Below are 12,213 nucleotides of genomic sequence, written 5' to 3'. Positions count from 1 at the left end.
GCGCAGGGAATGTCGGAGTGTTTCCGCTGAACCTGTATGCTCGTGTGCGTTCGTTTCTTACTGCTACTTGCACACGAGACCGCGGGTGCAGCGTGCACCCGGCATTCCCTGCGCCCTCGATCTCGAGGCGCAAGACTTTCTAGCAAAGCTCGGGCGATCAGCGCCGCGAGACCGTGAAACCTTGTCTGGTGTTTGAAATTCGAATCATGGCGTGGGCAGTGCGCATCTGCGCCGTGCCCACGTGCCATCAAAAAGCTGTTGGGCGTGCTTCTGCCGAGGTCCGGGGAAGCAGGCCGATATGATCAGGACTTCACAAGCGCTCAACTGGCTGTGGATCAGGCCAGCTTGCCGCCGCGTTCGGCGATCAGATCGGCCAGCGCATCGAGGCCGTGCAGGTAGGAGCGGATGCCGAAGCCCGCGATGAGGCCATGCGCGGCTTCGGCGGTCACCGAATGCAGTCCGCGCTTGTCGATATTGCTCATATGGACTTCGACGATCGGCGGCTTGAGCGAGCGCAGGCAATCACGCAGCGCGTACCCCGCGTGGAGAAAGCCCGCGGGATTGATCAGGAGGCCGTCGATGCCTTCCTCGGCCGCCTGATAGACCCGCCTGATCGCCTCACCCTCCACATGGGTGTAGAAGATGTCGAGACTCAAGCCGCGCCGCGCCGCATGCGCCTGCATCAGGGCGTCGAGTTCAGCCGCCGTGGTGGTGCCGTAGATCTCCGGCTGGCGCTTGCCCAGCGCTGCCATGTTGGCACCCTGGATCACCAGGATTGTCATCGCGATTTCCTTTTCCGGTATTGGTGGTTAGCCGAGCGATTTCGTGCCAGCTGTCATATGCAAGGCGCTTGATCTCTCTGTGTACGGGGCTGTTGTCAGATATCTCTTCCGCCGTCATTCCGGGGCGCGCTTGCGCGAGCCCGGAATTCATAACCACCGGGAGAAGATGTGTTGTGCAGGCGTTGCCGCGCCTGCCGAAACATTGCGGTCTGTGGTTATGGATGCACTCCGACCGGCCATCGCCGGCCGGAGTGCATCCCGGAATGACGAACGATGGGTCAACTCCCTTAGCAGTGGTTTCATGGAATCGCCCAACTAATCCCTGAAGTCGATGCGCTGCTCGACGACGATATTGCCGTTGTTGTTCCTGACGATGTTGTAGCCGTGCAATCCGTCGCCATTGGCGTCGAAATTGTAGGTCCCTTCGACGCCGCGATAATCCCTGACCGCCAGCAGGGCCTGACGAATTTTGTCCGGCGTTGTGTCGCCGGCGGCGGTGATGGCCTTGGCCAGCACGTGGAGGGCGTCATAGGGCCAGGAGGCGAAGAAGTCCGGCGCGGCCTTGTAGGCGGCGGAATATTTCGCCGCGAACGCCTTGGCCTCGTCATTGGCGTCGGGATGGAAATCCGCCACCGCATAGGTGCCGAACAGCGTGGGACCTGCGAGCTTGCGCGCCGTCGTGGTGGTGATCGAGGGCGATCCCAGCCACACCACATTGACCCCGAGCTGCCTGAGCTGGCGCGCCAGGATCGCCACGTCGGGCTCGAAGGTGACGAAGGTCGCCAGGACGTCGGCGCCCGACTGTTTGACCGCGAGCGCGACCGCCGTGTAGTCGGGCGAGTTGTTCGGCTGGCCCTCGGTCATGACCGGCGTGATGCCGCGTGCCTTCAGCGCATCGGTGAACAGGGATTTGGCGTTGGACCCGAACGCGTCGGTCGAATGCACGATCGCCCACTTCGTCTTGTCGAGCTTCTCGATACCGAACTCGGTCATCGCGCGCGCGGTGTAGGTGTCGTTCGGCCGGAACCGGAAGAACCAGGGATTGCCGGACCTGGTTAGGCTCGGATCGGTGCCGCCGATCAGCACCGGGCGGCCCGCCTGCAGCACGCTCGGCGCGATCGCCTGGATCTGCGTGCTGCGGGTCGGCCCGAGGAAGGCGACGATGTCCTTGTCGTCGGCGAGCTTGGTGAAGGCCAAAACGGTCGTCGGATTTTGCGTCTGATCGTCCTCGATGATCAGTTCCAGCGGGCGCCCGAGCACGCCGCCCGCGGCGTTGATCTCCTGGACCGCGAGCTTTGCGCCTTGCATGCCGTAGCGACCGGCGTCGGCAATCGGGCCGGTGAGCGGCACGACCATGCCGATCTTGATCGGTTCGGCGGCATGCAGTGTCGACAGCGACAAAGCCGACCACGCCAGCGCGGCCAGTATTGCGGACAACAGTGTGCGCGATCTCTTCATCGACGTTCTCCCCCCGCTGAAAAAGTGCGAGCACGCGCGTTTCATCCCCGCCATGGCATGGCCGCCGTCGGGCTTCGCGCGCAGGCTTACTATTTTCAACAATATGAAAAGCAGTTTTTTATTGTGAGATATTTATTCCCGAGGGACATGCCGGTGTCAATGACCAAAGCAACGGTCTGGCGTTCGACTGCATTCCACCTGCTGGCGTAAAGAGCACGAAACGAGAGTCCGCTATGGCAGCAACCGCAAAACCAGGCATTGCCTTGGTGGCTCATGACACGCTGCGGGCGGCAATTGTCGTCAGGCTGCGGAGCGTCTAGCCTTCGGCGTACTGTGCAATCGCGCCAAGTTTGCGACGATAGCAATTGACGTGCTGTATTATGAGAAATAGGTTGCGCGCTTCAGGCTGAGGCGACGCCGGAGCCAGGTCTTGAGGATCGGTCGTCGCTCCGTATTTCCGGACAAATCAGGAGAGAGTCATTCATGCCGTCGCGCAATGCACTCAATGGCGCCCAAGTCATCGTCGACTACCTGATCCAGGAAAAGGTGCCGCAGGTCTTCGGCCTGTGCGGGCACGGCAACATCCAGTTCATTGACGCGCTGTACGAGCGCTCGTCCGATATCAAGACCATTTCCGTGCATCACGAGAGCGTCGCCGGCTTCATGGCCGACGTCTATTACCGCGTCTCGGGCCGGCCGACCGCGACATTCACCTCGTGCGGGCCCGGCTCCGCCAACCTGCCGATCTCGCTTGGCAACGCGTTCCTCGACTCGGTGCCGTTCATGGCGGTCACGGGCAACGTGCCGACCAGCCAGTTCAACCGCGGCGCATTCCAGGAACTCTATCGGCACTATCAGGCGGATTTCCCGTCCACGGTGCGCTCCTATTGCAAGAAGGTGTTTCAGCCGACGCGGGGCGAGATGGTGCCGCTCGCGGTGCGGCAGGCCTGGAAGACGATGATCTCGGGGCGGCCCGGGCCCGTCGTGCTCGACGTGCCCTTCGACGTCTTCATGGAATCGGCCGCCGAAGAGGCGCCGAACGCGCAGGCCTGGAACGGCAATATTTCCAGCCGCTGCGGCGCCGATCCTGAAGGCGTGGTCAAGGCGGTCGACATGCTGCTCGGCGCCGAGCGTCCGGTGATGCTGGTTGGCCAGGGCGTGCGTTACGGCGGGGCCGCCGAGGAATTGCGCCGGCTAGCGGAGCGTTTGCAGATCCCGGTCGCCTCGTCGGCGAGCGGGCTCGGCGCGCTCGACGTCAGCCATCCGCTCGCGCTCGGGCTGGTGGCGCGCGCCGGCCACTATCAGGCCAATCACGCCACGCGCCAGGCCGACGTGCTCTTGGCACTCGGCGTCCGCTTCGACGACCGGACGTCGAGCTCGTGGATCCCCGGCTATTCCTTCACCATCCCGCCGACCCGCCTGATTCACGTCGATATCGATCCGGAGGAGATCGGCCGCAACTATCCGGTCGCGCTCGGCCTGATGGCCGACGTCCGGACCTTCCTGCGCCAGATCCACCAGGAGCTGGATCGCCGCGCCGATCTCGAGAAGCGCGCGGACGACCGCAGGAAATGGCTGGCGCAGATCGATACCTACCGCCAGGAATGGGACAGGTTCGTCGCGCCCGGATTTTCCGATGACACCACGCCGATCAACCCGCAGCGCGCGGCGCACGAGATCGACAAGGCACTGCCGGAAGACGCGATCCTGGTCAGCGACATCGGCGTGCATCACAATTGGCTGCTCGGCTTCTGCAAGCCGAAGCGGCCGGATTCGCTGATCGGCTCGATGGGATTTGGCCCGATGGGTTTTGGCGTGGCCGGCGTGATGGGCGCGAAGTTTGCCGCCCCCGACCGGCCCTGCGTGTCCGTGTGCGGCGACGGCGCCTTTTTCATGCACGCCAACGTGCTGGGAACGGCGGTCGAGTATAATCTGCCCGTGGTCTGGGTGGTCTGGAACAACTACGCCTATGCGTCGATACGCGGCCTGCAGCGCGGCTATCTCGAGGGCCGCGAGCTCGCCACCGACTTCCACGATCCGATCACCGGCGGCCGCTACAACCCCGACTTCGCCGCGATGGCGCGTTCCTGCGGCGTCGAGGGCGTGCGCGTCGATCGCGCCGGCGACCTCGGCGAGGCGATCCGCAAAGGCATCGCCGCCAACAAGCCCTATCTGATCGACGTCGATATCGCAGCCGACGTCAACCCCTCCGGCGCCGGCGTCTGGGAGCTGCCGGGGCTTGGCCGCAGCAAGCCGGGCATCGGGACGCAGTTCCAGCCGACATAGGCGAGCTATGTCGCCGCCATGGCCGGGCTTGTCCCGGCCATCCACGTCTTGACGCGGGCAAAGGCGTGGATGCGCGGGTCAAGCCCGCGCATGACGGTGGAGTATTTGGTTAGCTTGATCGAAAAATGCTTGAGCTAGCCTTCACACAGGTGCGGTTCGACCGGTTCAATCCAGATCATCGTTTGAGGAAACAGCATGTCACTTGCAGGCAAGAAGGTCGTAGTGGTCGGCGGCTCGTCCGGCATCGGTCTGTCGACGGCCGAATTCGCCAAACAGGAAGGGGCGGAGGTGATCATCGCGTCCCGCAATGTCGAGCGGCTCGATGACGTGGCGGCGAAGCTGAAAGCCGTTGCGATTCCAGTCGATGTCACCAGCGACGACAGCGTCGCCGAGCTGTTTGCGAAGTCCGGCGCGGTCGATCACGTCGTGGTCACGGCCGCCCAGCTTCGTTCCGGTCCGTTCAAGACCGTTGCGATGGAAGACGTCCGCGCCACCATGGAATGCAAGTTCTGGGGCGCCTGGCGCGTGGGGCGCTCGGCTGAAATCCGGCCGGGCGGTTCGCTGACGCTGGTGTCGGGCTATTTGAGCATTCGTCCGCGGCCCAATTCGGCGATCGTCGGTGCCGCGAACGGCGCGTTGGAATCGCTCGCGCGCAGCTTGGCGCTGGATCTGGCGCCGGTGCGGGTCAACGCGGTGTCGCCCGGCATCATCGACACGCCGATCCGCGCCGCGATGCCCGAACAGGCGCGGCGCGACATGCTGGCGAAGACCGCAGCGTCCCTGCCGGTCGGCCGCGTCGGGCTGGGCGAGGACATCGCGCGCCAGATCATCGCATTCATGCTGAACGGTTTCGCAACCGGATCGGTCGTCTATATCGATGGCGGAGCGCTGGTCTGCTGATGCGATGACCGAGGCAAAGAAGCTCGTTGTGATCGGACATGGCGCCGCGGGCCTTGCCGCGGCGCTCGCGGCTGCGGAAGAGGTCCGCGGCGGCGTCCGCATCGATATCACGCTGCTCGAAAAGACCTCCGAAGCGGAGGCCGGTGGCAACACCCGATTCAGTCCGTCCTACATGCGAATGGCCGCGCCGGATCGCGTTGCGCCGGGCTTCGAGGAGGACATGCAGCTTGCCTCCAATGGCCGGGCGGATCGTGGCTATTTCAAGCGGCTGGCGGACAACGCCGTCGAAACCATCGCATGGTTGCAGCGGCACGGCATCGAATTTGCTGTTCCCGTCTACTATCTCAGTGCCGGGCCGCCGCGGATTCAGCCTGTCGGTGGCGGCAGCGTGCTGGTCGAAAAGCTGCTGCAAGCGGCGCGGCAGGCCGGCGTTCGTATCATCTATGATTGCGCGGCGACAACGCTCGCGCCGGATGATCGCGGCAATGGCTATTGGCTGGCGACCCGGTCGCGTGACGGCGCGGCGCGAACGATCGCAGCGGATGCGGTGGTTCTTGCAACGGGCGGCTTCCAGGGCAATCCTGAGATGATGCGCCAGCATTTCGGAGCCGCGGCCGAAAATATCAAACTCATCTCGCCGGGCACGCGCTTCGATACCGGTGACGGCGTTCGCATGGCTGCCGCGGTCGGGGCCGCGCTGTCCGGCGACTGGAACGGCATGCACGCCGAGCCCGTCGACCCCCGCAGCACGAAACCCGCGCCGGTCGTTCTGGTCTACCCCTACGGCATCGTGGTCGACCAGAACGGCGATCGTTTTTTCGACGAAGGCGCAGGTCTCGTTCACGAGACCTGGGAGGCGTTCGCCCGCGACATCCATGCGTCGCGACCGAACCACATCGCCTATGCCATTCTGGACTCGGGGCTGCACGAGATCGCGGGCTTCGAGCGCGCGATCCGCTCGGACGTGCCGCCCTACCAGGCCGATACGATCGCGGCGCTGGCTGAACTGATCGAGGTGCCGGCGCACCATCTGCAGCGGACGGTCGAGAGCTTCAATGCGGCGGCGACCGGAAACGTCGCGCGATTCGACGCCTCGCGTTGCGACGGCCTCGCGACGTCAGCTGGATTGAAGCCATCCAAGTCGAACTGGGCGCGGCCGATCGCGCAGCCGCCCTATCTCGCCTATCCGCTGGTCGGCGCGATCGCCTATACGTTCGGCGGCGTCGCCACCAATGACAACGCGGAGGTGCGTCGCGCGGCCGGCACGATCCCCGGCCTGTATGCGGCCGGCGAGATGACCGGACATTTTTACGGCACGGCGCCCAATGCCGTGGCGATGCTGCGCGCGCTGGTGTTCGGCAGGATTGCCGGCCGGGAGGCCGCGGGCTACCTGCACCGGACAGATCAATGAACGAGCAAGGAGAGATCGATGGCGTTCCAGGGCGATGACGGCGCATCCATTCGCAACATCGCGGAAGTTCCGTGGCGCGAATTTCCCAACCATTTTGGCGGCGCGCTGTCGAAGCCGCTGGTGATGCCGGAAACCGCGCGCTCGAAACACCTCGACTACCGGATTTCGATGTACCAGCCGATGGCATATGTTAACCGGCACAAGCATGACATTCAGGAACAGATCTATCATGTGCTGGAGGGTGAAGGCCTGATGGAGATCGCCGGCAAGAATCACCTCGTGCGCAAGCACGACGTCATTTTCCTGCCGCCTGGCGTGGAGCATGCGATCTCCAATTCGGGCCTGGTCGACCTGGTGTTTCTGGTCGTTACGTCGCCGGTGACCGACGACGAAAAGCCCGCCTGACAGCGGCGTGGCCGTATTGTCACGGGATTATGAATTGTGATGCGCCTACGTGAAAAGCTGGGCTATGGTGAGCGTCGCCCATGTGCCAGAGGTGACTTCCAGAGGTGATTTGGAGCCATGAACGTAAGGACCCAGACCAAGGCCAGGAATCAGGCCAAGCCTGCTGCCGGCGATGAGCCGGCGGTTCGGCTTGTCGACGCTCTTGATATCGACGTCGAGGCGGAAGACAAGCAGCGCGGCGGCGTGCAGTCGCTGGCCCGGGCGTTCGGCATCATGGAAGAGATCGCGCGCAGCCGCGATGGCATCAGCCTCGCCGAACTGAGCAAGCGGGTCGGACTGCACAACAGCACGACCTTCCACCTGGTGCGGACCATGGTTTCGCTGGGCTATATCCGCCAGATCAAGGACGGCAAGCGCTATCGGATCGGCCGGCCGCTGTTTGCGCTCGCCGCCAGCGCGCTCGACGAAATCGAGATGGTCAGCCTGGCGACGCCGGTGCTGGAAGACCTGTCGCGCGAGACCGGCGAGAGCGGACATTTCGCGGTTCGCATGGGCGATACCGTCGTCGTCATCGCGCGCACCGCCGGGCCCGGCGCCTTCCAGTTGACGGACCGTGTCGGTGTGGTCCGGCCCGCGCACTGCACCGCGCTCGGCAAGGTGATGCTGGCGGCGCTGCGGCCCGATCAGCTCGATCGCTTTCTCGCGCGCGCCGAACTGACGCCGACCACGCCGAAATCGATCACCGACGTCGGCGCGCTGAAGCAGGATCTCGATGAGGTCCGCCGCAGCGGGATGGCGTTCGACGACGGCGAGTTCAATCCCGAAGTGCGTTGCGTCGCGGTTCCCGTGAAGGACTTCACCGGGCAGGTCATGGGCGCGATCGGAATCTCCGGACCGATCTGGCGGCTATCGATCCAGGCGCTGCAAAGCCGCGCCCAGATTGTCCAGGCGGCGGCGCGCCGGCTGTCATCCGAGTTCGGACACGTGGAATAGACGGCTACGCGACGAACAGGCTGCGCAGATCGTGTTCCGCCTCCCAGCCGAGCCCTGCCTTTGTCTCGGCGAGATCGTAGAGCGGCGCGAATGGCTGCTCCCGATGGATGTCCGGCTTTCGCAGCTCGATGGTCCGGCCAATGCGCTTTTCAAATCTTTCGATGGTCGGCTCCGGGGCAAGCGTGGTGCGGCCGGCCAGGAAGAACGACGCGAAGCCTCGATCCGTTCTGTCCAGCGCCAGGCGGAAAGCGCGCGCCACGTCGCGCGGATCGACGTAATGCCAGGCCGGACCGCCGCCGGCAGCGCTCGGTCCGCCGACCATCGGGCCGTCGTGCTTGGCGTAGGCGGCCGGATCCTTGGCGCGCGCACGGACCTCGTCATACATTTCGGGGTAGAGGATGAAGACCGGGCGGAGCGCCATCACAGCGAGCTTGCCGCGGGCGGCAAAGCCGCGGCCGATCGCCTCGACGCATTGCTTGCTCAGGGCGTAGGGATCGGTCGGGCGCAGCGGATGGGCTTGATCGATGGGTACGTAGAGCGGCGCCATCAGCCCGCTGCTCATCACGGTGAAGCCGATGACGGAATCGCTCGAGCAGAGCACCACCCGTTCGACCCCGGCCGCCTCGGCGGCTTCGAGTACGTTCCAGGTTCCGGTGACGTTGACCGACATGATGTCGGCGCCGGTGCCGCTCCAGATGTTGGCCCGTGCGGCGATGTGCAGGATGGCATCCTGGCCGGCGACCGCGCGCCGCACCGCCGCGACATCCAGCAGGTTTGCCTCAGTCGTTGGAATATCCTCCGACCCGCGCTTCACGTCGAAACCCGAGACGGCATAGCGATCGCGGAGCTCGCGCACGACATAGGCGCCCAGAAGTCCGCCTGAACCGGTGACCAGCACATTTTTCATCGTCTCTCCCTTTGTCATGACCTCAGCGATGGCTGCCATGTATCCATTATTGTTGCATCAATACTCACAATAAGAAATAGATTGCTGAAAATGGTGGGAGAGGAGGCGGCCCTGGCAAGCGCGCAGAACCATGCAGGCACACGCCCAAGACGTCGCGCAAGGACACGCCAACGTGTCGACGCCTGCGAATAATATCCGAACGCGCATGATGGATTGGTCAGCATGAATGCGACCGGCCCCAGAGCTTCGATGCGCGACGCCTTTGACGTGATCGTCGTCGGTGCCGGCGCCGGCGGCATGACGGCCGCGGCGGTTGCGGCGGCAAGTGGCTTGTCCGTTCTCGTGATCGAGAAGACCGAGTTTGTCGGCGGGACGACCGCATGGTCCGGCGGCATGGTGTGGATTCCCGCCAATCACAAGATGAAGCCGGCCGGAATGGCCGACAGTCTGTTGCAAGCGACCGAGTATCTCAGCCGCACCGTCCCCGAGGCTGACAATGCCGAACTGCGCGACATATTTCTGAAGCGCGGAGCGGAGGCGATCGATTTTCTCGAAGCCAATTCGCAGGTGCGCCTGCAACCGGTGAAGGTCTATCCGGACTATTATCCGGAGCTGCCGGGTTCGACCGCCGGCGGTCGCGTGCTGGAGCCACAGTCGTTTGACGGTCGAGAACTCGGCGAGCATTTCGTGCGGCTTCGTCCGCCGCTGCCTGAATTCACCTTGTTCGGCGGCATGATGGTGAACCGGCTCGACATCCCGCATCTGCGCAAGGCCGGACGCTCCGTCCGCTCGACGCTGCGCGCGATGCGCTTGATCGGCGAATATGCCTTGCAACGCCTGCGGTCGCCGCGCGGAACCACGTTGCATCTCGGCAATGCGCTGGCGGCGCGGCTCTATGCGTCGCTGCTATCGCGAAATGTCGAGATCATGTTCGGCACCGCGATCGACCGCCTCATCGTCGAGAATGACCGTGTCGCCGGCGTGCGCATCGGCGCCGGAGACGACGCGCGATCGGTCTTCGCACGCGAAGGGGTTGTGCTGGCGACCGGCGGCTTTTCCCACGATGGCGAATTGCGGCGACAGTTCTTCCCGGCCGCGGCGGGGCTGGTCTCGGCGACATCGGCCGCCGGCACAGGCGATGGCCTGCGGCTCGCGACGCAGGACGGCGCCAGGCTCGCGACCAACGTCGCCGATCCCGCCTATTGGGTGCCGGGCTCCCTGTTCAAGCGCGACGACGGCAGTCTGGGTGTATTTCCGCACACCGTCACCGACCGGGCCAAGCCCGGCGTGATCGCCGTGAACGCGACCGGCCGGCGCTTCGTCAATGAGGCTTTATCCTATCATGAATTCGTCCGCGCCATGCTGCGCGACGGCAATCGATCCGCCGAGCGGCCGTTTCACCTGATCTGCGATCGCCGTTTTCTCTGGACCTACGGCCTGGGCCGAATCCAGCCATTTACCAGGCGTTTGCGTCGTTACATTCAAAGTGGCGAACTGATCGAAGCCAGGACCATCGGTGCGCTGGCCGACGCCATCGGCGTCGAACGCTCGGCGCTGACGGCAACCGTCGATGACTACAATGACCACGCGCGTGCCGGCATCGACCCGAAATTCGGCCGCGGTTCGACCATCTACCAGCGTCATCTCGGCGATGCCGGACATGCGCCCAATCCCTGCATCGCACCGATCGAGCGCGCACCGTTCTACGCGTTGCGCATCGTTCCGGCGGATCTGGGCACGGCGATCGGCCTTGCGACCGATGGCTGCGCCCGTGTTCTGCGCCAGGATGGTTCGCCGATCGCCGGCCTCTATGCCTGCGGCAACGACATGGGATCGATCATGAATGGAAACTATCCGGGGCCCGGCATCACGCTCGGGCCGGCACTTGTCTTCGGTTACATCGCCGGCCGACATCTTGCCGACCAGCGATCCCAGATCACCGTCGGACATCAGGAGCAGCGATGACCAGCATCCATGCGGGCTTCGGCGTCAACACCTATTCCTACACGTTCAGCGGCAGCGCGCTGGAGACGGTCACGCGGCTGGCCGACCAGGGTTATGGCGGTGTTGAATTGATGTTCTTTCCGGGACATCTGTGGCCGGCCGATCTGTCGGCGTCGGAGCTGAAGCGGCTGCGTAATCTCTGCGAACAGCGTCTGCGGCTTGTCGCCGTGAACATGCCGAACATCGACATGAATGTCGCCGCCGCCGTGGAGGACATGCGCAGCCTTACGCTTGATCTGCTTGTCCAGTTCGTCCGCTGCGCCGGCGAATTGGGGGCAGGCGGGATCATCATCGGTCCGGGCAAGCCGAATCCGCTGTTTCCGATGCCGCGCGACCGCATGATCGGACATTTTTATCGCGCGCTCGACATTCTGGCGCCGTTGGCGCGCGAAGTCGGCACGCGACTCCTGATCGAGAACATGCCGTTCGCATTTCTGCCCGATGCCGATGCTCTCATGGCCATCGTCGATGGCTATGGCGATGCCAGTATTCGCGTGATCTATGATGTGGCGAATGCGCATTTCATCGGAGAGGCGCCGGCGGATGGATTGCGGCGCGTCCGCAACCGCCTCAGCCTCGTCCATTTCTCCGACACGACGCGGCAGGTCTACAAACACGACCCGGTCGGCTGCGGCGACGTCCCGCTTGCCGGGCTTGCCGAGGTCATGACCGAGGTGGGATATCGCGACCTTCCGATGCTGGAAGTGATTTCGCATTCGCCGGACGCCGACATCGCCGAGAGCTGCCGGCGGCTCACCGAGGCCGGATTGGGCCAGACCGCGGCGCGCAAATGATGCGGTATCGCAAAAAGACAACTCACAATCTGAAATAACCTTGCGGCAGAAGTCACCCGGTGTTAAGCGACGAAGACAACGGAAGGCTGTATCGGGAGGGCACATGAGGAACGACGCGGTCTCTCCAGGCCACCACCTGCCCATCATCCCGATGTTGATCGGGGGCGAGTGGCGATCGCCGCTTGAAACCTATGATGTGCTGGATCCGTATCGTCACGTCGCGGTGTCAAAAGCACCACGCTCGACGCTTGCCGATCTCGACGCCGCGCTGAC

10 protein-coding genes are annotated in these 12,213 nt (G+C 64.1%); 7 read left to right on the top strand and 3 right to left on the bottom strand.

The window, feature by feature from the left end; genetic code table 11:
* Positions 1 to 335: 335 nt before the first annotated feature.
* Positions 336 to 782 carry a type II 3-dehydroquinate dehydratase gene (locus WCB02_RS28790; RefSeq protein ID WP_423963143.1) on the bottom strand — a complete coding sequence of 149 codons (447 nt, stop codon included), beginning with the start codon at positions 780 to 782 and terminating at the stop codon, positions 336 to 338.
* Between the two features lie 315 nt (positions 783 to 1,097).
* Positions 1,098 to 2,240, bottom strand: a complete 1,143-nt coding sequence (locus WCB02_RS28785) for an ABC transporter substrate-binding protein (RefSeq protein WP_423963142.1) — start codon at positions 2,238 to 2,240, stop codon at positions 1,098 to 1,100.
* A 483-nt stretch (positions 2,241 to 2,723) separates the two neighbouring features.
* Between WCB02_RS28785 and WCB02_RS28780 the strand changes: the two genes are divergently transcribed.
* From WCB02_RS28780 to WCB02_RS28760, 5 genes are all read left to right on the top strand, one after another.
* Positions 2,724 to 4,526, top strand: a complete 1,803-nt coding sequence (locus tag WCB02_RS28780; RefSeq protein WP_423963141.1) for a thiamine pyrophosphate-binding protein — start codon at positions 2,724 to 2,726, stop codon at positions 4,524 to 4,526.
* A 195-nt stretch (positions 4,527 to 4,721) separates the two neighbouring features.
* Complete coding sequence (locus WCB02_RS28775) at positions 4,722 to 5,426, top strand: SDR family oxidoreductase (RefSeq protein WP_423963140.1); 705 nt, start codon at positions 4,722 to 4,724, stop codon at positions 5,424 to 5,426.
* Positions 5,427 to 5,430: 4 nt separating this feature from the next.
* Positions 5,431 to 6,837, top strand: coding sequence for an FAD-binding protein (locus WCB02_RS28770; RefSeq protein ID WP_423963139.1), 1,407 nt, complete (start codon positions 5,431 to 5,433; stop codon positions 6,835 to 6,837).
* A gap of 18 nt (positions 6,838 to 6,855) precedes the next feature.
* Complete coding sequence (locus WCB02_RS28765; protein ID WP_423963138.1) at positions 6,856 to 7,242, top strand: cupin domain-containing protein; 387 nt, start codon at positions 6,856 to 6,858, stop codon at positions 7,240 to 7,242.
* A 117-nt stretch (positions 7,243 to 7,359) separates the two neighbouring features.
* Positions 7,360 to 8,235, top strand: a complete 876-nt coding sequence (locus WCB02_RS28760; RefSeq protein WP_423963137.1) for an IclR family transcriptional regulator — start codon at positions 7,360 to 7,362, stop codon at positions 8,233 to 8,235.
* A gap of 4 nt (positions 8,236 to 8,239) precedes the next feature.
* Here the strand turns inward: WCB02_RS28760 and WCB02_RS28755 are convergent, their stop codons facing one another.
* Positions 8,240 to 9,142 (bottom strand): NAD-dependent epimerase/dehydratase family protein, encoded by a 903-nt coding sequence (locus tag WCB02_RS28755; protein ID WP_423963136.1) that lies wholly within the window; start codon positions 9,140 to 9,142, stop codon positions 8,240 to 8,242.
* A 222-nt stretch (positions 9,143 to 9,364) separates the two neighbouring features.
* Here WCB02_RS28755 and WCB02_RS28750 point away from each other — a divergent pair, with 222 nt between their 5' ends.
* Positions 9,365 to 11,107, top strand: coding sequence for an FAD-dependent oxidoreductase (locus tag WCB02_RS28750; protein ID WP_423963135.1), 1,743 nt, complete (start codon positions 9,365 to 9,367; stop codon positions 11,105 to 11,107).
* Entirely contained in the window at positions 11,104 to 11,940 is an 837-nt protein-coding gene (locus WCB02_RS28745) for a sugar phosphate isomerase/epimerase family protein (RefSeq protein WP_423963134.1), read from the top strand. Before WCB02_RS28750 ends, WCB02_RS28745 begins: the two co-directional genes overlap by 4 nt.
* The last annotated feature ends 273 nt before the right edge of the window (positions 11,941 to 12,213 follow it).

Origin of the sequence: Bradyrhizobium sp., assembly GCF_049581145.1 — a bacterium.
GTDB lineage: Bacteria > Pseudomonadota > Alphaproteobacteria > Rhizobiales > Xanthobacteraceae > Bradyrhizobium.
The sequence above is the reverse complement of the archived record's forward strand: the minus strand, read 5'-3'. Positions and strand labels throughout refer to the sequence as shown.

Coding starts and splice junctions, on each gene's coding strand:
- WCB02_RS28790 (WP_423963143.1), bottom strand. CDS start 782: ATGACAATCCTGGTGATCCAGGGTGCCAACATGGCAGCGCTGGGCAAG.
- WCB02_RS28785 (WP_423963142.1), bottom strand. CDS start 2,240: ATGAAGAGATCGCGCACACTGTTGTCCGCAATACTGGCCGCGCTGGCG.
- WCB02_RS28780 (WP_423963141.1), top strand. CDS start 2,724: ATGCCGTCGCGCAATGCACTCAATGGCGCCCAAGTCATCGTCGACTAC.
- WCB02_RS28775 (WP_423963140.1), top strand. CDS start 4,722: ATGTCACTTGCAGGCAAGAAGGTCGTAGTGGTCGGCGGCTCGTCCGGC.
- WCB02_RS28770 (WP_423963139.1), top strand. CDS start 5,431: ATGACCGAGGCAAAGAAGCTCGTTGTGATCGGACATGGCGCCGCGGGC.
- WCB02_RS28765 (WP_423963138.1), top strand. CDS start 6,856: ATGGCGTTCCAGGGCGATGACGGCGCATCCATTCGCAACATCGCGGAA.
- WCB02_RS28760 (WP_423963137.1), top strand. CDS start 7,360: ATGAACGTAAGGACCCAGACCAAGGCCAGGAATCAGGCCAAGCCTGCT.
- WCB02_RS28755 (WP_423963136.1), bottom strand. CDS start 9,142: ATGAAAAATGTGCTGGTCACCGGTTCAGGCGGACTTCTGGGCGCCTAT.
- WCB02_RS28750 (WP_423963135.1), top strand. CDS start 9,365: ATGAATGCGACCGGCCCCAGAGCTTCGATGCGCGACGCCTTTGACGTG.
- WCB02_RS28745 (WP_423963134.1), top strand. CDS start 11,104: ATGACCAGCATCCATGCGGGCTTCGGCGTCAACACCTATTCCTACACG.